This is a genomic window from Streptomyces sp. NPDC053755, from assembly GCF_040677675.1.
GTDB lineage: Bacteria > Actinomycetota > Actinomycetes > Streptomycetales > Streptomycetaceae > Streptomyces.
Genome location: NZ_JBFASK010000015.1, coordinates 102,099 through 125,979, shown reverse-complemented (window position 1 = coordinate 125,979; position 23,881 = coordinate 102,099). Strand labels below are relative to the sequence as shown.

Annotated in this window: 21 protein-coding genes and 1 tRNA gene; 9 read left to right on the top strand and 13 right to left on the bottom strand. The window is 71.7% G+C overall.

What is annotated here, in order from left to right:
- The first annotated feature begins 226 nt into the window (after positions 1-226).
- Complete coding sequence (locus AB0K65_RS16900) at positions 227-661, top strand: hypothetical protein (protein ID WP_365717092.1); 435 nt, start codon at positions 227-229, stop codon at positions 659-661.
- Between the two features lie 292 nt (positions 662-953).
- On the opposite strand, the gene AB0K65_RS16895 is transcribed toward AB0K65_RS16900, so the two are convergent.
- Both AB0K65_RS16895 and AB0K65_RS16890 read right to left on the bottom strand, forming a co-directional pair.
- A complete protein-coding gene (locus tag AB0K65_RS16895; protein WP_365717090.1) occupies positions 954-1,601 on the bottom strand; it encodes a dihydrofolate reductase family protein in 648 nt (215 codons plus the stop codon).
- 199 nt (positions 1,602-1,800) lie between these two features.
- Positions 1,801-1,874 (bottom strand) — tRNA-Met (locus tag AB0K65_RS16890).
- A 264-nt stretch (positions 1,875-2,138) separates the two neighbouring features.
- Here AB0K65_RS16890 and AB0K65_RS16885 point away from each other — a divergent pair.
- On the top strand, positions 2,139-4,013 hold the full coding sequence (locus AB0K65_RS16885) for a rhamnogalacturonan lyase (RefSeq protein ID WP_365717088.1): 1,875 nt from the start codon (positions 2,139-2,141) through the stop codon (positions 4,011-4,013).
- Here AB0K65_RS16885 and AB0K65_RS16880 read toward each other — a convergent pair.
- The 3 genes from AB0K65_RS16880 to AB0K65_RS16870 form a co-directional block, all read right to left on the bottom strand.
- Entirely contained in the window at positions 4,000-5,322 is a 1,323-nt protein-coding gene (locus tag AB0K65_RS16880; protein ID WP_365717166.1) for an endo-1,4-beta-xylanase, read from the bottom strand. The genes AB0K65_RS16885 and AB0K65_RS16880 overlap by 14 nt on opposite strands.
- A gap of 8 nt (positions 5,323-5,330) precedes the next feature.
- Positions 5,331-8,006, bottom strand: a complete 2,676-nt coding sequence (locus AB0K65_RS16875) for a cellulose binding domain-containing protein (protein WP_365717086.1) — start codon at positions 8,004-8,006, stop codon at positions 5,331-5,333.
- A gap of 277 nt (positions 8,007-8,283) precedes the next feature.
- Positions 8,284-9,468 carry a hypothetical protein gene (locus AB0K65_RS16870; RefSeq protein ID WP_365717084.1) on the bottom strand — a complete coding sequence of 395 codons (1,185 nt, stop codon included), beginning with the start codon at positions 9,466-9,468 and terminating at the stop codon, positions 8,284-8,286.
- Positions 9,469-9,704: 236 nt separating this feature from the next.
- Between AB0K65_RS16870 and AB0K65_RS16865 the strand changes: the two genes are divergently transcribed.
- Positions 9,705-10,367: a LysE family translocator gene (locus AB0K65_RS16865; RefSeq protein ID WP_365717082.1), complete on the top strand. Its 663-nt coding sequence runs from the start codon at positions 9,705-9,707 to the stop codon at positions 10,365-10,367.
- Between the two features lie 282 nt (positions 10,368-10,649).
- On the opposite strand, the gene AB0K65_RS16860 is transcribed toward AB0K65_RS16865, so the two are convergent.
- On the bottom strand, positions 10,650-10,880 hold the full coding sequence (locus AB0K65_RS16860; RefSeq protein WP_365717080.1) for a hypothetical protein: 231 nt from the start codon (positions 10,878-10,880) through the stop codon (positions 10,650-10,652).
- 208 nt (positions 10,881-11,088) lie between these two features.
- Between AB0K65_RS16860 and AB0K65_RS16855 the strand changes: the two genes are divergently transcribed.
- Entirely contained in the window at positions 11,089-11,673 is a 585-nt protein-coding gene (locus AB0K65_RS16855; RefSeq protein ID WP_365717078.1) for a DinB family protein, read from the top strand.
- A 91-nt stretch (positions 11,674-11,764) separates the two neighbouring features.
- On the opposite strand, the gene AB0K65_RS16850 is transcribed toward AB0K65_RS16855, so the two are convergent.
- From AB0K65_RS16850 to AB0K65_RS16830, 5 genes are all read right to left on the bottom strand, one after another.
- Positions 11,765-12,610 carry an RNA polymerase sigma factor SigF gene (locus AB0K65_RS16850; protein WP_365717076.1) on the bottom strand — a complete coding sequence of 282 codons (846 nt, stop codon included), beginning with the start codon at positions 12,608-12,610 and terminating at the stop codon, positions 11,765-11,767.
- A gap of 248 nt (positions 12,611-12,858) precedes the next feature.
- Positions 12,859-13,314, bottom strand: coding sequence for a DUF6098 family protein (locus AB0K65_RS16845; protein ID WP_365717074.1), 456 nt, complete (start codon positions 13,312-13,314; stop codon positions 12,859-12,861).
- 31 nt (positions 13,315-13,345) lie between these two features.
- A complete protein-coding gene (locus AB0K65_RS16840; RefSeq protein ID WP_365717072.1) occupies positions 13,346-13,570 on the bottom strand; it encodes a DUF5133 domain-containing protein in 225 nt (74 codons plus the stop codon).
- 656 nt (positions 13,571-14,226) lie between these two features.
- On the bottom strand, positions 14,227-15,153 hold the full coding sequence (locus tag AB0K65_RS16835; protein WP_365717164.1) for a Rieske (2Fe-2S) protein: 927 nt from the start codon (positions 15,151-15,153) through the stop codon (positions 14,227-14,229).
- Positions 15,154-15,454: 301 nt separating this feature from the next.
- Positions 15,455-16,819, bottom strand: coding sequence for an APC family permease (locus AB0K65_RS16830; protein ID WP_365717070.1), 1,365 nt, complete (start codon positions 16,817-16,819; stop codon positions 15,455-15,457).
- A 526-nt stretch (positions 16,820-17,345) separates the two neighbouring features.
- Between AB0K65_RS16830 and AB0K65_RS16825 the strand changes: the two genes are divergently transcribed.
- Both AB0K65_RS16825 and AB0K65_RS16820 read left to right on the top strand, forming a co-directional pair.
- Positions 17,346-17,855, top strand: coding sequence for a DUF6069 family protein (locus AB0K65_RS16825; protein WP_365717068.1), 510 nt, complete (start codon positions 17,346-17,348; stop codon positions 17,853-17,855).
- A 204-nt stretch (positions 17,856-18,059) separates the two neighbouring features.
- On the top strand, positions 18,060-18,806 hold the full coding sequence (locus tag AB0K65_RS16820; RefSeq protein ID WP_365717066.1) for a methyltransferase domain-containing protein: 747 nt from the start codon (positions 18,060-18,062) through the stop codon (positions 18,804-18,806).
- A gap of 252 nt (positions 18,807-19,058) precedes the next feature.
- Here AB0K65_RS16820 and AB0K65_RS16815 read toward each other — a convergent pair whose 3' ends face one another.
- Complete coding sequence (locus tag AB0K65_RS16815; RefSeq protein WP_365717064.1) at positions 19,059-19,655, bottom strand: TetR family transcriptional regulator; 597 nt, start codon at positions 19,653-19,655, stop codon at positions 19,059-19,061.
- 63 nt (positions 19,656-19,718) lie between these two features.
- On the opposite strand from AB0K65_RS16815, the gene AB0K65_RS16810 reads away from it, so the two are divergent.
- The gene (locus tag AB0K65_RS16810; protein ID WP_365717062.1) at positions 19,719-20,597 is read left to right on the top strand and encodes an NAD(P)H-binding protein; all 879 of its coding nucleotides are present in this window, start codon (positions 19,719-19,721) and stop codon (positions 20,595-20,597) included.
- A gap of 124 nt (positions 20,598-20,721) precedes the next feature.
- Here the strand turns inward: AB0K65_RS16810 and AB0K65_RS16805 are convergent, their stop codons facing one another.
- Positions 20,722-21,456, bottom strand: coding sequence for a class I SAM-dependent methyltransferase (locus AB0K65_RS16805; protein WP_365717060.1), 735 nt, complete (start codon positions 21,454-21,456; stop codon positions 20,722-20,724).
- Between the two features lie 263 nt (positions 21,457-21,719).
- Here AB0K65_RS16805 and AB0K65_RS16800 point away from each other — a divergent pair, with 263 nt between their 5' ends.
- Positions 21,720-22,160 carry a VOC family protein gene (locus AB0K65_RS16800; RefSeq protein ID WP_365717058.1) on the top strand — a complete coding sequence of 147 codons (441 nt, stop codon included), beginning with the start codon at positions 21,720-21,722 and terminating at the stop codon, positions 22,158-22,160.
- Between the two features lie 324 nt (positions 22,161-22,484).
- Entirely contained in the window at positions 22,485-23,873 is a 1,389-nt protein-coding gene (locus AB0K65_RS16795; RefSeq protein ID WP_365717056.1) for an endo-1,4-beta-xylanase, read from the top strand.
- Positions 23,874-23,881 lie beyond the last annotated feature (8 nt).

The following is a 23,881-nucleotide window of genomic DNA, read 5'->3' as shown; positions in this document are numbered from 1 at the left end:
GTTCGAGGGCGGGGCACACCTGCGCGGGGGCACGTCCCGCACGCCGCCGGCATCGACGGCCGACGCGCGTCCGCATCGAAGGCTGACGCACGTCCTCCAGGCTCACGGGTCACCGCGCTCCCCTGGCGGGCGGGCCCCACGAAGTCCGCCCGCTTCCCGTTGTCGTGGCGTACGCCGGCACGGGGGCTGCGCCCACGACAGCACACCCACCGGCTACGGTGGGCGCATGTCCATGGTTCCGCCCGACGTGACGGCCTTCGTCGCCGCCGCAGCCCGGCTGCCCGAGCGAACGCTGGACGCGATCCGGCAGGCCACCGCCGTGGCGGTGGCCTCCGGAGCGTACGGCCCCTCCGACGTCCCCGGGCTGTCCGCCTCCGAGTTCAGCGCCCTGAGGAAACTGGTTCGTGAGGCTTTCGGCCACCGTTGCGAGGAGCTCAGAGCCGGGCGTCCCGGCGGGCTTCGGGCCGCCCTCGCGCATACGACCCTGACGGCACAGGCCGTCTGGAAGCGCGACCGTCTGACGGCCGACCAGTACGCCTCCTACACCGCCCCGTTCACAGCTCACGGCGTCACGCTGCCGGCGCCGGACGAGCCGCCCGCGCCCCGTGGTGAATCCGGCGAACAGCGGCATCCCGTCTCCCCGCCCTCCGATTCCCCATGACCTTTCCCTGCGCAGCCACAGCGGCCCTGGCGTGCGCGAACGCAGCGAGCACGACGCCGGTGACGAGGACCCGCGACGATGTCCTCGTCCTCGCCCCCCACGGCACCGTCGCCGCCGCGGCCGAGCGCGATGCGGAACCAAGGGCGGCTCCCCCGAAACGGTGTCCCCCGACAACGCGTCCGGAGCAGGTGGCGAAAGCCGCCGGCCGGGCACGTCAGTCCGCACGCCCTGCGGGATACAGAGCCATGAGGCAGGCAGGCACGCCGCCTTCCGGCGCCGGCCCGGGGTCCGGTCACTTGCGCCAGAACAGGTGGTGCGTCACGCCACTCGGGCTGGGCACGACCTCCAGGTGGAACCGGTCGAGCAGCTCATCGGGTGACTCCCAGAGCCGTAGCCCGGACCCCAGTTTCACGGGCGAGACCGCCACGTGCAGGGTGTCGACGAGGTCGGCGTCCAGGAACTCCCGGATGGTCCTCACCCCGCCTCCGAGCCGGACGTCCTTGCCCTGCGCCGCCTCCCGCGCCTGCTCCAGGACCGCGGCCGGAGAGCCGTCGACGAAGTGGAACGTGGTGTCGGAGAGCGTGAACGACGGACGCTTGTGGTGCGTCAGGACGAACACCGGGGTGTGGAACGGAGGCTCGTCACCCCACCAGCCGAGCCACTCGTGGTCACTCCAGGGCCCGCGCTGAGGACCGAACTTGTTGCGGCCCATGATCTCGGCGCCGATGTTGCGCGTGTAGTCGCGCGTGAAGTAGTCGTCCAGGCCCCGGCTGCCTCCGGGATCGGTGCGCATGGGCCAGCTCGCCGTGGCACCGGCCCAGGCGAACAGCTGCGACGGGTCGATGGCGCGGCCGAACGGACTCTCGAGGCTCTGGTCCTCACCGGCGCCGATCCCGTCGCTCGAGACGTTGAAGTTCTGGACTCTCAGCAGCTGAGCCACGTGTTCCTCCTGTGTTGTCGGCAACGGTGGTGAGACTCTCCGGGCCGCCGAGACTCATCGCTGCATCCGTGACCGCTCGGAATCGGGAGCAAACCCTCTGCCCTCGACGTCCGGCGCCCCCCGCTCACGGCGCACACGGCCGGACGCGGCCACGGGAACGCGAAAGGGGCCCGGCTTGTGCCGGGCCCCTTCCTTTTCGTAGCGGGGACAGGATTTGAACCTGCGACCTCTGGGTTATGAGCCCAGCGAGCTACCGAGCTGCTCCACCCCGCGTCGGTAACGCCACTCTACACACATTCCGCGGGGCGGCGTGACCCACGCACAGCGGGCCACGGCCGGGAGGCGCGGTCGTCCCCCTCGGCGAGGCCAGGCGCTCCCGGCCGGAGGCCGGCCGCAGTGGCCGCCCCACCGCGCCGATCACCAGCGCGGAGGCGGAGCCTCCGCGCGATGAACCGAGGCCACGCTCATGCCGGGCAACCAAACCCGGACCGGCGACCACTGTGAGGTACGCAACGCTCTCTTCCCCCAGGAGGAATCGTGCAGCACCCGCACCCGCACCCCCACCCGTACCGGCCTCGCGCCCTGCTCGCCGCCCTGTGCGCCGGGGTCGTCGCCGTCGCCGGGCTCACCGCCACCGCCGGGAGCGCGTCCGCAGCCGTCGCCCGGCAGGCGGAGCGACTCGACCGGGGCGTCGTCAGCGTCCACACCGGGACCGGCAACCTGGTGAGCTGGCGCTGGCTGGGTACCGATCCGGACGGCGTCGCCTTCAACGTGTACCGGGCCGGTACGAAGGTGAACGCCTCGCCCGTGACCGCGTCCACCAACTACTTCCACGCCGGTGCGCCCAGCCACGCCGACTACACCGTCCGCGCCGTGGTCGGCGGGGTCGAGCAGGCCGACTCGGTGCACGCCGTCCAGTTCCGCGCCGGATACAAGGACGTGCCGATCAGCGCCCCGGCCGGCGGGACGACGCCCGACGGGGTGGCGTACACCTACGAGGCGAACGACGCGTCCGTCGGCGACCTCGACGGGGACGGCGCCCTGGACTTCGTCCTGAAGTGGCAGCCGACCAACGCCAAGGACAACTCGCAGGCCGGATACACCGGCAACACGATCGTCGACGGCATCAGGCTCGACGGGACGCGGCTGTGGCGGATCGACCTCGGCCGCAACATCCGCTCGGGGGCGCACTACACCCAGTTCCAGGTGTACGACTACGACGGCGACGGCCGGGCCGAGGTCGCGATGAAGACCGCCGACGGCACCGTCGACGGGCGCGGCACGGTGGTCGGCAGCGCCTCGGCGGACCACCGCAACAGCAGCGGGTACGTGCTGGCGGGGCCCGAGTACCTGACCATGTTCGACGGGCGGACCGGGGCCGCGCTGGGCACCACCGGCTACGTCCCGGCGCGCGGCACCGTCTCCTCGTGGGGCGACGGCTACGGAAATCGAGTCGACCGCTTCCTCGCCGGCACCGCGTACCTGGACGGAGCGCGGCCCTCGCTGATCATGGCGCGGGGGTATTACACGCGGTCCGTGATCGCCGCATGGGACTGGCGCGGCGGGCAGTTCACCCGCCGCTGGACCTTCGACTCGTCGAGTTCCACGAACGCCGGCAGGGGATACGACGGTCAGGGCTCGCACAGTCTGTCCGTCGGCGATGTGGACGCCGACGGCAGGGACGAGATCGTCTACGGGTCGATGGCCGTCGACGACAACGGCAGCGGTCTGTGGACCACCCGGACCGGGCACGGTGACGCCCAGCACCTCGGCGACCTCGACCCGGGCAGGGCGGGCCTCGAGTACTTCAAGGTGTCCGAGTCCACCTCGCAGCCCGCCGCGCTCTACGTCGACCCCGCGAACGGCACCGTGCGCTGGCAGCTCGGCGCCTGCTGCGACAACGGGCGGGGGGTCGCCGGGGACATCCACTCCGGGAACGACGGCGCGGAGGTGTGGTCCTCCTCCGACACCTCGATACGGGACGAGGCCGGGGCCGCCAAGGGACGCGAGCCCTCGTCCGCGAACTTCCTGAGCTGGTGGGACGGCGACACCACCCGCGAACTCCTCGACGGCACCCGCGTCGACAAGTACGGGACGGGCGGCGACACCCGGCTCCTCACCGGCGCGGGCGTGGCCTCCAACAACGGTACGAAGGCCACGCCCGCCCTGTCGGGCGACATCCTCGGCGACTGGCGTGAGGAGGTGGTGTGGCGCACGAGCGACAACACCGCGCTGCGGATCTACTCGACGCCGTTCGAGACCGGGACACGGATCACGACCCTGCTGCACGACACCATGTACCGCACCGGGCTCGCCTGGCAGAACACCGCCTACAACCAGCCTCCGCACCCGGGCTTCCACATCGGGAGCGGAATGCGGACGGCGCCGCGGCCGCTGATCACGACCCCGTAGTACAGAGGAGTCCGGTCGGGGGCGGGTTCGTCCCCGACCGGCTTCCGTTGAGTCCGAAGGTCACCGAACCTCCGGTCGGGACGGCGGCGTTGTACGCGGCGTTCACGGCCGTGACCCGGGCGGCGGACTGGGTGACCGTGGCGTTCCATGCCTGGGTGACCCGCTGGCCCGCCCCGTACTCCCAGGTCACTTTCCACCCGTCGAGCGGCGCCGTACCGGTGTTGCGGACGGTGAGTGCGGCGGTGAACCCGCTGCCCCACTCGTTCTGCACCGTGTGCGTCACCGAGCAGGACGAGCCGGCCGGGGGCGGATCGCCCCCTCCGGTCCAGCCGAGCGCCTCCGCGATGCCGGTGTACGCAGGCTTCGGCACGTAGTTCTCGTCGTACGGGGTCGCCGCGCCCTGGCCGGGGAAGGTGTCCGGGATCCAGGAGTCGGAGTCGGCGAAGCCCCAGACGGTCACGCCCACGCACCGCGCCACGGCCAGGCAGGCCGTGGTGACTCTCGCGAATTCGGCCTTCTGCTGGGCGAGTCCGGCGTCGGTGACGGGAAGCGCCATCCGGATGTCGAGCTCCGTGACCGCGACGTCCAGGCCGAGGTCGGCGAAGCGCTTCAGGTTCGCCTCCAGGGTGGCGGGCACCTGGCCGATGATCAGATGGGCCTGGAAGCCGACGCCGTCGATCGGGACGCCCTGGGCGATCAGCCGCTTGACCAGCGCGTAGAGCCCGTCGCTCTTGGCGCCCAGTCCGTCGGTGTTGTAGTCGTTGACGTAGAGCTTCGCGTCCGGGTCGGCGGCCCGGGCCGCGCGGAAGGCGTCGGCGATGTACGACTCGCCGAGCTGCTCGTACCAGAGCGACCGGCGCAGTGAACCGTCCTCGTCGAGAGGCTCGTTGACCACGTCCCAGTAGTCGACGCGACCCTTGTAGCGGCCCGCTTCGGCGGCGATGTGGTCGGTCATCAGGGTCCGCAGCTCGGCGGCGGGGAACCCTCCGCCCGTCAGCCAGGACGGCAGCTGGCTGTGCCAGACCAGGGTGTGGCCGCGCACCTTCTGCCCGTGCGCCTCGGCGAAGTCGACGACCCGGTCCGCGCCGGACCAGGAGTAGGAGCCCCGGGTGGGCTCGACGGACTCCCATTTCATCTCGTTGCCGGGGGTGAGGGCGCCGAACTGCTCACCGGCCAACTCACCGTACGCGCCGGTCAGCTTGGAGGCGGTCACGGCCGTGCCGTACGTGATGCCGCGGGTGTCCGCGAGGTCGCGCAGGACCGGTCCGTCGGCCAGGAGGGGCAGGACGGCCACCGTCGCGGCGAGCATCGCGCTTGTCAGGAGACGGAACACGACGCACCTCCCAGGGTGAAGGCGGTCGGGGCGCCGTTCGTCCCCGACCAGGATCCGGTGAAGCCGAAGGAGACCGAGCCGCCGGGCCGCACTCCCCCGTTCCAGCCGAGGCTCGACGCGGTGACCGCCGTCCCGGCCCGGCCGGGAGTGGCGTTCCACATCTGGGTGACGCTCTGTCCGTTGGGGAAGGTCCAGCCGAGGGACCAGCCGGTCCAGGCGGTCGTGCCGGTGTTGGTGAGGGTCACGTCCGCCTGGAAGCCGCCGGACCACTGGTTGGTGATCTTGTACGTGGTGGAGCAGGCACCCGAAGGCGCAGGCGGGTCGGTGGGGTCCGTCGGGTCGGTGGGGTCCGTCACCCCTGTCGTGTCGCCGTAGATGACGCCCCGCCCGTTCGTGGCCACGTACACCCGCCCGTACACGCGCGGGTCTCCGGTGATCGCCGCGCCCGTCCAGCCCCACTGGTGCGCGTCGTCGTTGATCCGCACCCAGCTCGCGCCGGCGTCGGTGGAGCGGAAGATGCCGCGGACGCCGCCGATCTTCGCGCTGGTGTAGAGCGTCTGGTAAGCGGCTCCGGGCGCGGCCTTGCCGAAGCCGATGGTGTCGGCCTGCTCGACGCCGCCGATCCGGCTCCAGTGCGCACCGCCGTCCGTGGAGTGCCACAGGCCGTAGGCGGAGTCCGTGGAGCCGCCCGCGAGCCAGAGGTCGGCGGCGGTGCCCGGGACCGCTTTGAAGCGGACGTCGCCCTTGACCGGGAGGTTGGTGGCCCGCGTGGTGAAGGACACGCCGCCGTCCGTGCTCTCGTAGAAGGTCCCGGCCTTGAAACCGTAGAAGCGCCGGGGGTCCACCCGGTCCGACTCGACGACCGCGCCCGCGGGGATGCCGGTGGCGGCGGTCCAGGGGCCGGAGCCGCCCGTGCCGGTCTGGACTCCGGCCGTGCCTTCGGGGCTCCAGACGTAGCGGCTGCCGTCGGCCGACGCCGCGACCGTGCCGCCGCCCGTGACGCCCGCGGGGTCGGTGCCCGGTGACCACGTGGCGCCGTTGTCGGAGGAGAAGGCGATGTGCGGGGCGCTCTCCGCGTGCCCGGCCCGGACGACCCGCGCGGGCGCGGTCTCGGCGAAGTCCAGGCTGGTGGTCGAGGTGAAGTTCGGCCCGGTGTACATCATCGGGGGCACGGCGGTCAGATCGGTGTGACGGAACCCGCCGATGTCTCCGAGGGCGCTGAGCAGCGGGGCACCGGTGGGCGGGGAGGCGAGGTCGTTGACGGCGGTCTCCTCCAGGCCCTTCACCATCGGCCTGATGGTGAAGGCGGCACCGGTGTCCCACTTGGTGAGGTCCTCGGTGCCGTAGACGGTGGCGCCCGTCCCGTACATCATCCGGTTCGAGTCGAACGGGTCGATCTCCAGTGCCTCGGTCATCCACCCGAGCTTCGGCGTCTGTTCGGGCGGCGCGGGGTTCGCGCCCCAGCTCAGCCAGGGGACGGAGGAGACGTCCATCGTGTAGCGGTTGGCGCGGGTCGGGTACGAGCTGTAGTCCCAGGCCCTGGTCCAGTGCGCGCCGCTGTCGGTGGAGCGGAAGAACTGGGTGTCGGGCCACCAGGAGCTGTACGCGGCGACCATGACGGTGCCGGGGTTCTGCCGGTCGACGGTGAGCCCGCTGAAGCCGTGGTGGGTGTCGGCCTCGGCGACGGGGCTGATGTTCGTCCAGGTGCCGGTGGCCGTGGCGTACCGCCAGACGGTGCCCTTGCCGCCGTCGTAGGGTCCGGCCCGGTCGCTGTAGGCGAGGTAGAGATGACCGTTCGCCGCGTCGAGGACGCCCTTGTGGGCGAGGTGCCCGGTGGGCTGGCCGGGGAGACGGGTCCAGGTGGCGCCCCCGTCGGTGGAGCGGTAGACGGCGTTCTCGGTGTCGGCGACGCCGACGTAGATGTTCCGGGTCGCCGCGCCGGCCGAGCCCGTGGACTCGTCGAAGGTGACCCAGACGATTCCCTGGTTGTCGGAGTCGTAGCCGCTGGTGTCCGTCGGGTCCTGCCGGAAGTTCCCCGGATTGGGGAAGGAGGTGACCTGCGCCCAGGTGGCGCCGGAGTCGGTGGAGCGCCACAGGCCCTTGCCGCTGGGCGCGCCGAGGTACAGCACGCTGTTGCGGTGCGGGTCGATCGCGAGCCGCTCGCCCATGCCCCGGCCCGGCATGTTGCCGCCGAGTTTGAACGGAAGGTCGGCCTTCCGCCAGGTCGCGCCCCTGTCGGTGGAGCGCAGGACGGCTCCGTTGCCCGGGTCCCAGTCGTTGGTGTACGTCCCCACGGCGGCGTAGACCCGGTCGGGGTCGACGGAGTCGGAGGCCAGGCCGATCACTCCGGTGTGGCCCCAATGGTCCCAGTCGACGGCGTCGAGGAGCGGGGTCCAGGACTTCGTGGCCTGTTCCCAGCGGTAGGCGCCGCCGATGTCGGTGCGTGCGTAGGCGAGGTTCTTCTCGGACCGGTTGAAGACGATGCCGGGGACGAAGCCGCCGCCGTCGATCCGGGCGTTCTTCCAGGTGTACGTGTCGGCGGCGGCCGGGGACGGGGACGGGGCCGGTGCCGTCTCCGCGTGGGCGGTGGGTGGCAGGGCACCGGTCAACAGGCCGAGGGCCAGGGCGAGCCCGGCCAGCAGAGGGCGTCTTCCGCGCATGGAGTTCTCCTGTGAACGACTATGGGAGCGCTCCCACTCTTCAAGCCTTGTCGGATGACGGTCAAGATGCGTGCCGAGTCGAAGGCGTTCGACTGCCCGGCCCGGCCCCTCCCGTCGAACCCGCCCGCGACGCGGCCCCCTTGCGTCCGCCGAGGGAGGAGGTCGCCTCGGAACGCCTCGCCTCCGGCACGGGCCTCCGGATCGCCGAGGGGCGGGAACCCTCGGGTCCCCGCCCCTGTGCGTGCTCGACGGCGCTCCCGCCCGCCGGCGCCAGGACTCAGGCGCTGATCCGGCCGTGCACCACCACCGGGAGGTAGCCCGCCAGGTGCGCCTCGGCGACCCGGATCTCGAACGCGGCACCCCAGGTCCACACGGGGACGACGAACGAGCCGCCTTCCCTCCGGATCGGACCGTTCAGCGCGATGATGTGCTCGCCCTCGGGCTCCCCCCGGCCCCAGATCGGCGCGGGAGGTGTCGCCGCCTTGCCGAAGGTGCGCTGGTGGGCGTCGCGCTGTGCCGATGCCCAGTCGTCGAAGCTGCGGACGAACCCGTACACGTACGGCTTGCCGCCCGCCAGTTCCGCGTTCACCGCGTCGACGGCGCTCTGCGGGCTGTCGGGCCTGATGCGGGTGACGGTGACACGGGAGGCGCCGGCGACGTTCTGCAGCACCGTCCGCAGGCCGTCGGAGTCCAGGGCGAGGTCTCCCTGGTCGCGGAAGGCCGACTCGCTGTTGCGGACGTCGACGGCGACCCGAAGGACTCCCGTCGCGGCGCGCAGGATGCGCAGAACCCGTTCCCGGCCGCCGGCCTGGAAGACGAGCACCCAGTGACGTCCCGGCGTCTGCGGGTGGATCCGCAGGCTGCCCGGGTCCACGGTGAAGCCCGCGACCTGAGCGAGCCGCCACCCCTTCAGGTTCAGGTCGAAGGAGAGGCCGGGGTCCACCGCCGCCGCGTCGAGCGCGGCCACGTGTTCGGCGTCCAGGGTGAACACGTCGAGGAAGGCCTCCTTCGCGTTGAACAGCCGGGCGATCTCCTCGGACACCAGGGCCTGCGCCTCGTACATCTCGGGCGAGCGGATCTTCAGGAGCTTGCCGAGGCTCCGCGCCAGCACGAAGTCCAGATCGAAGAGCGGGACGTAAGGGACCGGGGTCGTCTGACTCACCTGGGCCGCCTTGTTGTCCCGCTGGACCGTACGCCGGCCCAGCAGCACGTCCCGGCCGGTGGCGATGCCGTTGAACGGCGTCCCGGAGTACACCGCTCGCAGCAGTTCGACGAAGCGCGCCCGGTCGTGCTGCAGGTAGCTGCGGACGATCGCGGTCAGGCCGCAGGTGCCGTAGTACCCCTGGTTGACGGCATCGGGCTGGTCGAGGAGCGTCTTGGCACGCGCCTCGTCGGGCGGCTCGAACGACGGCTCGGCCGCCCTGAGCACACCGAGCGCCTGCTTCGCCTGGGCAAGGTCCATACGATTCCCCCCATTTCACCGCGTCGTTCGCGTGTCGGAAGTCTCCGTCATCGCCGACAGTGGGAAAAGCGGGCTGTCGGCTGAGATGTCGACCGATTCACCCCGTTGACGGAACGTGCGTGCGAGGGTCCCCGTTCAGCTGCCCGAGGACTGCGCACGGCGTCGTCGCGCGGCGACGGGGTAGGCGATCCAGGGCGCGCGGACGCCAGCGTGAGGACGGACGAACAGGAGAGCCCATGTCGGTCGACGTCGTCGGATTCCTGGGCGTGGTGCTCGTGGCGTACGTCGTCCCCGGCCCGGACTTCCTCGTGGTCGTGCGAGCGGCGGCCGAGGACCCCTCGAAAGGCCGAGCCGCCGCATGGGGTGCGCAAGCCGGCCTGTGCGTGCACATGCTGGCCGCTGCCTTCGGACTCGCCGTCGTGGCCGCCCGGTCCCCCCTGCTCTACAACGGCCTCAAGCTCCTGGGCGCTGCCTACCTGGTCTACCTGGGGGTGCGGGCGGTCCTCGCCGCCAGGCGGGCCGGCGAGAGGCGGCGGCGCGAGGACACCCGCGCGGCGGGGGGATCACAAGACGCCGGGAGGGCGGACGCTCACGCCGCGGGGCAGGAGCGGTCCGGCTTCGCCGCAGGCCTGGTCACGAACGTCCTCAACCCGAAGGCCGCCCTCTTCTTCCTGAGCGTCCTGCCGCAGTTCGTCGACGGCGACGGTCCGCTGTGGCAGCCGATCCTCTTCCTGGGGATCCTGGACGTTCTCATCGGCGTCGTCTACTGGTTCGCCCTCGTCCTGGTCGCCGCACGACTGCGGTCCCTGCTCGCCCGGCCGAAGGTCCGTCGTCGCTGGGAGCTCACCACCGGCTGGCTGTTCATCGCCATCGGCATCGGGCTCGCCACCGCCGCCTGACGACTTGCCGGACGTGATCGGCCGGACGGGTCGTCAGGCGCTCTTCGACGTACGCCACGATCGTGACGGGGTGGGCGCGGTGACGCAGGGGATGACCCGTGGCGCGTCGATGTCGTCGGCGCAGGCGGGCAGGAAGGTGTCGGGCACGGGCGTGCCGGCTCCGGGATTCGACGCTGACCGCGACGGTCGCGCGGTCGGGGCGGTGCGTCCCGGAGGCCGTGAGCTTCGCCGGCCGGTCCAGCGCGGGCCCGGCCATGGAGAGGAGCCCGGCGTGCGCCGTGGTCAGGCGATACGGGGGGGCTCACCGGCGAGACGCTCCAGGTGTGCGTCTCGGGCGTCCTCCCACGGAACACCGGTCTCGGGGGCCGGGTAACCGTTCGCCGCGATGTCCTCCAGTACCGAGGCGAGGACGTCCACCCTCGCACGCTGCTCGGCCGCGTACGCACGGGCGGAGGCGGCGGCGTGCTCGTCGAGGGGCTGGCGGTCGGGCGCGGTGGCCGGCTGCTCGCTCATCCGGGACTCCTGGACTCTACGGACGTGTCCCCTCACGGTATCGCCCGGCTCCGTGGGCGGGGATCGATCCGGACGCACGTGGTCCGACGCCGGAGCGTTCCCTTTTCCCTGCCGCCGGCTGGACGCGCCGGGGCCCGGCCCTGCCGGCCGTTGCGAACCCGGTAGGGGATCTTGAGACCGCGAGCAGCCCGTGGCAGGCTCGTGCCGCATGATCGACGAGTTCGCGAAAGACCACCTGCACGGCAGACTGCGGCGGGACCGCGAGGCGCTGCTCTGGAAACTCGACGGCTTGTCCGAATACGACGCCCGCCGGCCGTTGACGGCGACCGGGACCAACCTCCTCGGCCTGGTCAAACACCTGGCCGCCGTCGAGGCGCGCTACTTCGGCGAGGTCTTCGACCGTCCTTTCCCGGAACCGCTGCCCCGGTGGCAGGATCACGACGGCAGCGATCTGTGGGCGGCCGAGGACGAGACGCGCGATCGGATCGTCGGCTTCTACCGGCGCACGTGGGAGCACTCGGACGCGACGATCGACGAACTCCCCCTGGACGCCCCGGGCCACGTGCCGTGGTGGCAGGAGCCTTATCGCGACACGAACCTGTTCGCCGTCATGGTCCATGTCCTCGGCGAGTCCATCCGGCATGCCGGGCACGCAGACATCCTGCGGGAGGGCCTCGACGGCCGGACCGGGCTGCGCGCCGGACACGCGCAGCCGATCGACGAGGAGGCCCGTGCGGCCCACCGCGCGAAGATCGAGCAGGCGGCGAGGGCGGCCGCACCGATCAGGGCTTAGCAGCGGCTCTGCCCGAACCGGCGTCTGCCGTCGTCGCCGGAGATTCACTCACCCATGAGCGGCGGCCGGCCGAGAAGGCGGGTTGCGGGTGTCAGCGGGTGGTGAGCATGCCGTCGCGGAGCCGGGCGAGGGTACGCGACAGCAGGCGGGAGACGTGCATCTGGGACAGGCCCAGGCGCTCACCGATCTGGCTCTGGGTGAGCTCCTCGACGAACCGCATGTGGATGATCTGCCTGTCGCGCTCGCCGAGTTCGGCGATCAGCGGGGCCAGCGCGTGGAAGTCCTCCACCAGCTCCAGCGCCGTGTCCGGCGTGCCGATGAAGTCCTGCAGCGCGGCCTCGCCGTCCTCGCTGCCGCTGATCGTGGCATCCAGGGAGGACGAGTTGTAGCCGTTGGCGGCGACGCGTGCCTCGCGGACCTCCTCCTCGGGCAGGCTCATCAGTTCCGACAGTTCCTTGACCGTCGGGGTGCGGCCGAGTCGGCTGCGCAGTTCCTCGGTGGCACGGGCGAGCTGGACACGGGCCTCCTGCAGCCGCCGGGGGACGTGCACAGCCCAGGAGGTGTCCCGGAAGAACCGCTTGATCTCGCCGACGATGTAAGGGACGGCGAAGGAGGTGAACTCCACCTCCCGGGTCAGCTCGAAGCGGTCGATCGCCTTGATCAGTCCGATCATGCCGACCTGGACGATGTCCTCCATCTCCTCCGGCCCCCGGCTGCGGAAGCGGCCGGCCGCGAAGCGGACCAGGGACATGTTCATCTCGATCAGCGTGTTCCGCGCGTACTGGTACTCGGCTGTCCCTTCCTCCAGCACCGCCAGTTCCCGGAAGAAGAGCTTCGACAGTTCGCGGGCGTCCCTCGGCGCCACCCCGGACGGGTCGGCGACCTCCGGCAGCTCGGCCGTCCGAGTCTTCGCCGTCACCATGCTCGTGAGTGCCATGTCTTCCCTCCCAGTGGAAACCCGCCGCCGGCGGTCGGCCGGATCAGCAGCCGACGACGAACCGCCTGCCCCGACATCGCCCATCCACGCACGCCTTTTCGCCCATGAGTGCCGGAAGGTCCTCCCTCCCCATCCTGGCGACGCGGCCCCCGCCCCGGCCACGCGAGCGAACGCAGCCCGGCCGGAGAGCGGCGCCGGGCACGTCGCCGCCCCGCGGCGCTGCTCACCGTCGCCGGGCGACGCGCGCCTCACCTCGTACGGCGGTGGCCGGTGCTGTCGCGGTCCAGCGGGCCCCAGCGCCCGGGCTGGTGCTCGATGATGTCGACGGCTTCGGCGATCGCGCCGTCGCCGATCCAGGCGAGCGGCTGTACGTCCGCGACGAGCGGCTCGTTGTCCGGGCCTCGGCCCACTTCCCTGCCACGCAGGACCCAGGGCCGGGTATCCGGAGCCTTCACCCGCGGCAGGTGGCAGTAGTCGTACAGGCGTCGGGCGATCCACACGTGCGCCGGTCGTCGCCCCCACCACTCCTCGACGCCCAGCGCGCTGGCCGAGAGTCCCGGCAGCCGGACGCCCGTCAGATCGTCCGTACTGAAGAGGCTCGCGAGATCCGGTTCCGGACCCCGGGACCAGCGCACGTACAGGTCGTGGCGGTCGGCGACCAGCCGGCAGAGGTCCTCCAGGCTGGCGAGAGTGGTCAAGGGCATGGTGTGCATCGGTTCCCGTGCGTGGTGCTGGTCAGCCGGCAAGCGCGAAGTCCCCACCCGGGAGAGCGGACAGCCGACCGTGGGCGGCGGCCAGGGCGGCGTCGATGTCGCGGGTGCCGGTGGACACGCACAGGGTGTACGTGACGTCCTCCATGCGTCGGCGCACCTCGGCGGAGGCGCCCTCGGCGTGCAGGATCCGCAGCGTCTCGTACCGCTCGACGAGATCTTTCAGCACCGCGGGATGCGCCATCAACATCGGACTTCTCCTTTGCTCCGAACAGAGGACACTCAGACGCGCGCGTGCCCCGAACCGCGCGGTTCAAGCGGGCGGCCCGAGGCCGGCGAGGGGGTCGCGTGCAGGGGGTGGACAGGGCCTCCGGCCGGTCGCCGGCCTTCTCGTCAGGCCGACTTCCCGCGCCACGTCGACCGGGCGGCGACCATGCCGTCGGGGCGACCACGTCGTGTCCTTCACCCGCGCTGCTACGGGGTGGCGGACGGGAGACCTGCCAGCCGGGAGGGCATGGAGTCCGAGGCCGAACGGGCCCCACGGGGCCATCCTCCGCCGGTGCCCGGCGGACCGCCAGCGCACACGCCCGACCGGCCGTTGTCTGTCCCCCGGACGACGGAACCCGGCAGCGCGTCGCCCCCCGGCTTGAGGGGAACGCGCCGGCTACGCACGCCGCGCTGCTGCCCGGCGCGGCCAGGCGGGACGTGGATGCTCCGGGGCGGGAGCTCTGGGTGCCCGTACGGGTGGAGCCGGGGACGAGGCCCCGCCGTGGCGGCCGCTCACGGGCCGACATTCGATGTTCCGTCCGCCCCTTCGCGCCGCGCCGGACGTGCTGCAACGCCCCGCTCCCGGTGCGGAGTCATCAGGTCTCTCACTGCCCTCTCAGCGCCGCGCGGACAGGATGGTCACGCGGTGGTCACGGGCTCCGTGGGGGCCAGGTCCGGTGCGTTCAGGCGTGCCTCGACGCGGCCGCCGACGACGCGTGTCTCGAAGGACGGCTGCGCCGCGGTGGCGGGTCCTCGTACGTTCCAGCCGTCGGACAGACGGAACACGCTGCCGTGCCAGGGGCACCGCACACAGCCGTCGGCGACCGTGCCCTCCGACAGGGGGCCGCCCATGTGCGCACACGAGTCGGCGAGGACGCGCACCTGTGCGCCGCTCTCCCGCACGACGACGACGGCGATGTCGCCCACCTCGCGTCGGACCGGCCGCCCGACGGGAAGGTCGGCCACGGCACCGATCTCGTGCCACCCCGGCCGCACCCGATCGGGTACCGCTTCCGCGTGGTTGGCGCCGGACGCCTGCCGGTAGGCGAGGTGCCCGCCAATCGCCCCTCCGACGGCCACGGAGAACAGCCCCGCGAAGCCCAGCATCCTGCCCCGGACGGCCCTGCCCCGCGCCCGCTCGGTGAAGGACGCCGCGTACAGTCCGACCGCCGTGATGTTCATGGCCGCGTGCACGAGTCCGACCCGCATCTGCCGGCGGCGCAGCTCCGCCCAGTCCACCCAGCCGGAGACGGCCGCGGGAGCGGCGGCGGCGAGCCCCACTCCCACCAGCACGTGCGCCGCCCTGCGCTGTCCGGGGAGGAGGTCGAGCACCGCCGCGGAGACCCAGGTGCCGATCGGGACCTGGACGAGCAGGGGATGGACGGGATGCCCGAGCCACCGGCCGTGCAGGACGTCCCTTCCCTTTCCGAGCGGGAGCGCGCGCACCGCGTCCCTGACGCGGTGCGCGACGCCGTCCAGCACGGCGGCGCGCTCCAGGCGGTCCATGCCCCGCAGGACGCGGCCGGGGCCGGACGCCGACGGCAGGACGCTCCTGACGGCGCGCATTCCGGTGCTGTCGGTGCGGGCACGGCGTTCGGGCTGCGGCGATGCGTTCATGGTGAAGCAGGTAACCGCTTCGACACGTCCGGAAACCGGACATTCCGGCCACCGGGTCAGCGGGGCTTCGCGGCAGGCCGGCGCGCCGCCACGTGCGTGGGCGGCGCGGGCGAGGTGAAGCGCCCGCCTCGGGCCGCCGTGCCGGGGCCTGCCGCACCGAGCCGGTGACGGACAGGGCTTCGCGGGCCCCGCGCCCCGTTCGGACGAACGAGTGCCACCGTCCAAGGGGCACGGAGTCGGGGCTCCGGCCTCAGACCCGTGACGCCGGCGGCTCGACGGACGCGGGCTGCTCGGCCGGCGCAGGTGCGTGCCGACGCCGCCACAGGGTGAAGGCACCGAGGACGCCACCCACGGCCAGCAGCATCAGGCCTCGCCACCACACCGGCGCCTCCACCTGGGTCGCCAGCGCGACGCACGACAGCGCGCCGAGGACGGGGACGACCGTGGGCGCTCGGAAGTGGCTGGTACCCGCCGCGCCGTCGCGTCGCAGTACGAGGACGGCCAGGTTCACGACGAAGAAGACGACCAGCAGGAGCAGCACCAGCGTGCCTGCCAGGACGTCGATCCCGCCGCTCGTCGCGAGCAGCGCGGAGAGCGCCGTGGTGACGGCGATCGCCGCCCAGGGTGTGCGCCGGCCGGGAAGGACGCGGGCGAGGAAGCCCGGCAGCAGGCCTTCCCGGCTCATCCCGTAGGCGAGGCGCGAGGTCATGATGCCCGTCAGGAGGGCTCCGTTGGCCACCGCCACCAGCGCGATCAGGGCGAACAGCTGCACCGGTACGTGCCCCGCGGCCCGGACGATCTCGAGGAGCGGGCCGTCGGACGCGGCGAGCGTCCCGGTCGGCACGGCCGCGGAGGCGACGGCCCCGACGGCCGCGTACAGCGCACCCGCCGTCAGTAGGGCGCCGAACAGGGCGCGGGGGTAGGACCGGCCGGGGTCGCGCGTCTCCTCGGCGACGTTCACGGAGGTCTCGAACCCCACGAAGGAGTAGTAGGCGATGACGGCACCGCTCAGCACGGCTGCCACGGGCGCCTCCGACGCCGTGCCGAGCCGCGTCAGCCGGCCGACGTCCCCGTCGCCTCGTACGGTGATCCACACGCCGAGTCCGACGATGATCAGAAGTCCACCGGCCTCGACCAGCGTGGCGAGGGTGTTGGCGCGGGTCGACTCCCGGATGCCGCGGGCGTTGAGCAGCGCCAGCAGGGCGAGGAAGGCGACGGCGACCAGGACGAGCGGCAGGGAGACGAACGCCTTGAGGTAGTCGCCCGCGAAGCCGCGCGCCAGCGCCGCGACCGAGACGATGCCGGCGGCCAGCATGCAGTATCCGGTGATGAACCCGGCCGCCGGGCCGAAGGCGCGCGTGGCGTAGTGCGAGGCGCCTCCCGCGCGGGGGTACTTCGTCGCCAGCTCCGCGTACGAGGCGGCTGTGAGGAGTGCGAGCAGGAGGGCCACGGTGAGGGGCACCCACACGGCGCCGCCCGAGGCGGCCGCGACTTCGCCGATCAGCACGTAGACCCCGGCGCCGAGGACGTCGCCGAGGATGAAGAAGTACAGCAGCCGGGTGGTGAGGACCTTGCGGAGCGGGGCCTGGGGCGCGGAGGTGGGGGGCAGTCTCATGTTCTCTGTTTCTCGGGTCTCGGGACCGGGGGGTCTCGGGGCGTCGGGACGTCGGGACGTCGGGATCAGGGCGGCGTCGGCGTCTGCGTGGGGCGGACGGGCGGGCCGGGGTTCCCGAGTCGACGGGTGCCCTCGAACTGCGCCCGTCATGCCCCGGCGTGATCGACCAGGGAGGCCGCGGATTCCGGCCGCGGGCGTCCGGGAGGGCGCGGGCCAGGCATGACGAACGCCGCTCGCGATCCCTAGCGCGCACCGGCGGCGGCCCGTACGTTCCTCGCGGGCGGAGGCATCACAGCCGCCGGCTCGGCCACTCCCCCGGCGCGCCTTCGACCGGAAGCACGCGGTGGAAGGCGGGCGAACGCCCTTTGACACGCGGGCGTTTCTGGAAGCCGGGCGACGCCATGAGCCTGGACTTCCGGTCCGGCCCCGATAAGAGGCTTGACCTCAACCGAAGTTCAGGTTGGAGGCTTCTGCGTACGCCGCCGGTCATACGGAGCGCGGCACTTCACACGTTGGAGGAGCTTCCATGTCAAGCAGTACCGTTCCCGACTCCGGCCCCGCTGTGCCCGCCGGACCCTCGGTCCCGCGTTCCGGCCTCACCTGGTGGAAGCTCCTGGTCACCGGCGCGGCCGCCGCCGCCCTGGTCAATCTGGTCGTTCTGGGCGTCGCCAAGCTGGCCGGTGCCTCGCTCGTCGTCGTCGACGCCGGCCAGGAGCACCCGATCACGATCGGGGGTGTCCTCGGCTCCTCCACCGTCCCGCTGGTCGTCGGCACGGGCGCCGCCATGCTGCTGGCCCTGTGGAAGCCGGTCTTTCTGCGGCTCGCGCAGTACGTGGGCGGTGGGCTGGCACTGCTGTCGGTCGCCGGCCCGCTGTCGTCCGATGCCGACGGAGGCACCGTGGCCGCCCTGTCCCTCATGCACGTCACCCTCGGCGTGGCGGTCGTCGCCACCTTGGAACTCCACCGCCGCCACACGAGAAGCACCGGTCAGCAGCCCGTCGAGGGCCCTCTGAACGGCCCTGCCGGTGTGAGCTGACCGGCCGGACCTTCACGCAGGACGGGGCGGGAGGGCCGTGAAATCCGATGGACGCGATGATCCCGGTGTCCGTACACTCGACCGGTCCCAGCCTTCACATGTCCGAAGAGGTGCGTTTGATGACGGTCCAGGTAGGCGCGGCCGACTCCCCTCGGCCGCCTGGCCACGCCGTCATCATCTCCACGGACCGAAGGAACCCTTGTAGTGGATCTGCCACGTAGCTTCACCATCCGCGAGAGCGGCCATCGCATCTGCAACCCGTTCACCAGCGAGAAGCTGTCCCTCCTGGGTCAGGCCATCAGCCCGCCGCCGGGCACCCGCATGCTCGACCTCGCCTGCGGCAAGGGCGAGATGCTGTGCACCTGGGCACGGGACCACGGTGTGACCGGCACAGGCGTGGACATCAGCACCGTCTTCCTCGGCGCGGCCCGAGGGCGGGCGGCCGAGCTGGGCGTTGCCGACCGAGTCGCCTTCGTGCACGCGGACGCCTCGGGCCATGTCGCCACCGATCCCGTCGGCATCGCCGCCTGCATCGGTGCGACCTGGATCGGCTCCGGCGTGGCGGGCACGGTCGCCCTCCTGCGGCGCAGCCTCGCTCCCGGCGGCATGATGCTGATCGGCGAACCGTACTGGCGCCGCGAGCCGGAGGACCAATCCGTCGTCGAGGGCTGTCACATGGCCCGCAAGGACGACCTGCTCCTGCTTCCGGAACTGCTCGCGCGGTTCGGGGACCTGGGCTGCGATGTCGTCGAGATGGTCCTTGCCGACCAGGACAGCTGGGACCGGTACGTCGCGGCGCAATGGCTCAACATCCGACGCTGGCTCGACGCCAACCCCGACGACGAGCTCGCAGACACCCTGCGCGCGGAACTCACTGAGGCACCCGTCCGACACGTCAGGTACCAGCGCGAATACCTCGGATGGGGCGTGTTCGTCCTGATGGATCGCTGACACAGCCCTCCTCGTGAGCCCCGGCAGCACCACCTGCCGGGGCCCACCCGTGGCGCGCCACACCTCGATGCTCCGGCAGGGCGGGCCCGTGGCGGACGACGGAGGGCTTTGGTGGCCCGGGCCGACGCGGGTTCCTCACCGGCGGCCACCTGGCAGGCAGTCGCCTGGACGCACTCCCCCGAGTGGCCTGACCGAGCCGCGGCGGCGCGTGCACGAGACCGCGGAGGCTTCTCCGCCCAGGAACGCCGCCTGTCAGCGCAACTGGCCGAATGCCTGGTCGGCGTCTGATACGGCCTCGGGATGCACGTCGCGGGCGGTTCGACCGTCGGCGATCCTCTGCCAGTTGGTCCGGGCGAGCACCCGTTGCACCGCGAGCACCTGGGCGGCGCGCACACGTGCCTGGATGCCTTCGCCAAGGGCGTCCGCCAGGGCTTCCTCATCCTCCATCTGGTACCGCGTGAGCCGTCCCGCGAGGCTTGGAGTGGTGAACACCAGCCGGTGGAACGCCACCACCTCGGGGTGATCATTGAGACCGGTGACAGGGTCATACCGGTCGAGGCCGGCCCGGAAGTGTCGGTGCAGCGCTGTCAGCGGCTTGATGCCTGACCGGCGGTCGCGCACGACGCGCGCCGCCTCTCCCTGGTGGTCCGCGAACCGGTGCAGCACCAGGTCTTCCTTGCTGGGGAAGTACCGGAAGAGGGTCGGCTTGGAGATCTCGGCGGCCGCGGCGATGTCGTTGACCGAGACACCGTCGAAGCCGCGCTGGAGGAACAGCGAAACGGCCGCATCACCGATGGCGTCGCGCGTCCGCTCCTTCTTGCGGGCCCGCAGTCCCGTCGCCTCGCTCATCCGACCACCCTAACATTCGTGACCGAGTTGCATTTTTAACCGAGTAACGTTTCCATGGGTGGCATGAAGCAGACGGACATTCCTCCGGTGCTCGTCACCGGGGCCACGGGCCGGGTCGGCCGCATCGTCACCGAACACCTCCTCAGCGCGGGCGTGCCGGTCCGCGCCCTCGCGCGTCGTTCCGAGGCAGCGGCGACACTGCCGGCGAAGGTCGAGGTCTTCACCGGCGACCTCACCGTGCCCGAGTCGCTCGACCCGGCGTTGGACGGCGCCGGCGCGGTCTTCCTCGTCTGGACCGCCCCGCCTCGAACCGCCCCGGCGGTCATCGGGCGGCTGGCGGCCCACGTGCGGCGGATCGTCTTCCTCTCCTCCCCGCACCAGACACCACATCCCTTCTTTCAGCAGCCCAATCCCGCGGCAGTGCTGCACGCCGACATCGAGCGGCTCATCGAGGACACCGGACTCGAGGCGACGATCATCCGGCCGGGGATGCTCGCGTCGAACTCGCTGGCGTGGTGGGCTGCCGCGATCCGGGCCGACGAGGTCGTCCGGTGGCCTTACGGAGCCGCCGAGACGGCACCCGTCGACGACCGCGACATCGCAGCCGTCGCGGCGCGGACGCTCCACCAGGACGGGTACGTGGGAGGCGACTACGTACTCACGGGCCCTGAATCGCTGACCCAGGCCGCGCAGGTGGAGGTCATCGGTGATGCCCTGGGGCGCCGCATCGCCTTCGAGGAGATGACGCCGGACGAATTCCGGAAGCTGTCGGAGGGTACGGCACCCGGTGCGGTCGTCGACATGCTGCTCTCCTCGTGGAGAGCAGCGGTCGGGCAGCCCGCTTACGTCACCACCGCGGTGGCCGACATCCTCGGGACGGCACCGCGAACATTTCGCCAGTGGGCCGCCGACCACGCCGCCGCGTTCACGGCAGGCGCCTGAGCACGCTCCCCGGCGAGGATGACCACGCGAGTCGGCTCCCTACCGGCGCGACCCCCACGCGCGACAAGGCGCAGATCGAACAGACCCGGAGCCCGCGGATCTTCGAGACCCCGCCGCTCCGGCCTCAGGTCGGCTTGCGCCATACGGAGATGTGCTTCGTGGAGTCCTGGGTGAACGGCGCCCCGTCCCAGTCCGCGACGCGGCGTTCCCGCTCCAGTCCCGCGAGCCGTGCCATCAGGTCGAGCTCCGCCGGCCAGGCGTAGCGGTGCCGGGATGCGCCGCGGCGGAAGCGGTCGCCGTCGCGGGTGAAGTGGTGCGAGACGAGAACCTGCTCGACCAGGTCGAAGGTGTCGAAGCCGAGATGCCGTTCGGAGACGTCGAACGGCACCGCGACCTGGCCGGGCGGCAGGAACCGTAGCGGCGGTACGCCCAGCTCGATGACGAATCGGCCGCCGGGCTCCAGATGGCGTGCGGCGTTGCGGAAGCACTCGACCTGCTCATCCTGGGTGAGCAGATTGGTGATCGTGTTGTAGACGAGGTAGACCAGGGTGAACTCGCCGGGGACGACGGTGGTGGCCATGTCCCCGATGGCTACCGGCAGCGCGTCCTCGTCGATCTTGCGCCGCAGCACCGCAGCCATGTGCTCGGACAGTTCGATGCCGACGACCGGCACGCCGCGCTTCCGGAGCGGGACGCCCACGCGTCCGGTCCCGATGGCGAACTCCAGCGCCCGGCCGTCTCCGGCGAGCTCGGCGAGAAAGGCGAGAGTCGGCCCGAGAACGGCCGCCGAGGACATGGCAGTCTCCTCGGCGTCGTACCGCTCGGCGCTCGCACGGGTCCACAGCTCACTGCTCGTCACGGGCTGCCACTCTGCCCGGTGGGGAGGGCCGCTGTCGACGCGTTTACCTTCGGCCCGCCCCGATCACCCGGGTCGGGGTGAGCCGGTACGGACCCTCCGGCCCGGAAACCGGTGCGGTCGTGTCCCGACGCCCGGAACGGATCGCGAGGCTCGATGCTGATCCAGACGAGCCGGCGGCGTGAGGATGTCGAGATCGCGCCTCCGGCTCCGTCCCAGGACGTCAGCGGCCGAGCCCGGCCGCACGGAGAAGGGAAGAGCCCGTCGTGGCGATTCAGCGGATGGACAACGTCGGCATCGTCGTCGAGGACCTCGACGCCGCCCTCGCGTTCTTCGTGGAACTCGGTATGGAGCTGGAGGGAAGGGCCGAGGTCGAGGGCGCCTTCGCCGACCAGTGCACCGGCCTCGACGGCGTCCGCTGTGACATCGCGATGGTGCGGACACCGGACGGTCACAGCCGGCTCGAGCTGGCGAAGTACCGCAGCCCGGCACCGATCAGCGCCGGCCCGCGCAGCCGGCCGCACAACGTCCTGGGCACGCACCGCGTCATGTTCGCCGTCGACGACCTCGAGGACACCGTTGCCCGCCTGCGCCCTCACGGCGCCGAACTCGTGGGCGAGATCGCACGGTTCGAGGACAGCTACCTGCTCTGCTACCTCCGCGGTCCCGAGGGCATCATCGTGGGGCTCGCCGAGCAGCTCCGCTGAGAGAAGCGGCCGAACCGCGCAGCCGAAGGCTGCCTGGGCGACGGTGCGGCGCGCGTGGCTCCGCATACGGCATGAGGACGGACCGCCGTCCCTGAAGAAGGGACCCGGCGCCCCGGTCTCCCTCGACCGGGCCGACTGTCGCCCCGCCCGCGGGTACGAAATTGTTTCGGTCGTACCGCGCCATTGTTTCGGCGTCGCGCATCCCCCAGGATCTCCTTGGCAGCCGCCTTCCCGTGCGAGAGGCGGGCAAGACCGGCCTGTCCACCTCCTGAAAACTTTCGCCTGCATCCCGACACAATCCGCCCCCAGACGGAAGAGGTTGTCATGATCCGGACAAACAGGATCGCCCCCGGAGAAGGCCGCGCCCCCCTGCGCGCCTCCGCACGCAGGGCACTGGCCGTCTCCCTCACCGGCCTGCTCGCGGCCACCGGTGTCGTCGCCCTGGCCGGCACCGCCCACGCGGCGAGCACCCTCGGTGAGTCGGCAGCCGCCAAGGGCCGCTACTTCGGCACGGCGGTGGCCGCGAACCACCTCGGCGAGGCGCCCTACGCCGCCACGCTGAACGCGGAGTTCAACTCGGTGACACCCGAGAACGAGATGAAGTGGGACGCGCTGGAGGCGTCCCGGGGATCGTTCACCTACGGCGCGGCCGACCGGATCGTCGGCCACGCACAGGCCCGCGGCATGAAGGTGCGGGGCCACACCCTGGTCTGGCACTCTCAGTTGCCCGGGTGGGTGGGGTCCCTGGGTGCGAGCGACCTCCGTTCCGCGATGAACAACCACATCACCCAGGTCATGCGGCACTACCAGGGCAAGATCCACTCGTGGGACGTCGTCAACGAGGCGTTTCAGGACGGCGGCAGCGGCGCCCGCCGTAGTTCTCCCTTCCAGGACAAACTCGGCAACGGCTTCATCGAGGAGGCCTTCCGCACCGCCCGGGCCACCGACCCGGCCGCGAAGCTCTGCTACAACGACTACAACACCGACGGGGTGAACGCGAAGTCCAACGCCGTGTACGCCATGGTGAAGGACTTCAAGCAGCGCGGTGTGCCCATCGACTGCGTGGGCTTCCAGAGCCACTTCAACAGCCAGTCCCCCGTCCCCGCCGACTTCCAGCAGAACCTGCAGCGCTTCGCGGACCTCGGCGTCGACGTGCAGATCACCGAACTGGACATCGAGGGGTCCGGCACCTCGCAGGCCACGAGTTACGCCAACGTGGTGAGGGCGTGCCTCGCCGTGACGCGCTGCACGGGCATCACCGTCTGGGGCGTCACCGACAAGTACTCGTGGCGCGCGAGCGGGACCCCGCTGCTCTTCGACGGCAACTACGGCAAGAAGCCGGCCTACGACGCCGTGCTGTCCACGCTGGGCGGTACGGGCGGCGGCGATGGCGGCGGAAACGGCACGCGCACGTGCACCGTCTCGTACGCCAAGCAGGAGACGTGGGGTGACCGCTACAACGGCAAGGTGACCGTCACGGCGGGGAGTTCGCCGATCAGCGGTTGGAACGTGCGGGTGACCGTCGCCTCGGCGCAGTGGATCTCGGCCACCTGGAACGGCACGCCCAGCTGGGACAGCACCGGGAAGGTGATGACGATGACCCCGAACGGCAACGGCAGCCTGGCGGCCGGCGGGACGACGAGCTTCGGCTTCACCGTCATGACGAACGGCGACACGGCCCCGCCCGTCATCAGCGCCTGCACCGCCTCCTGACCGGAACG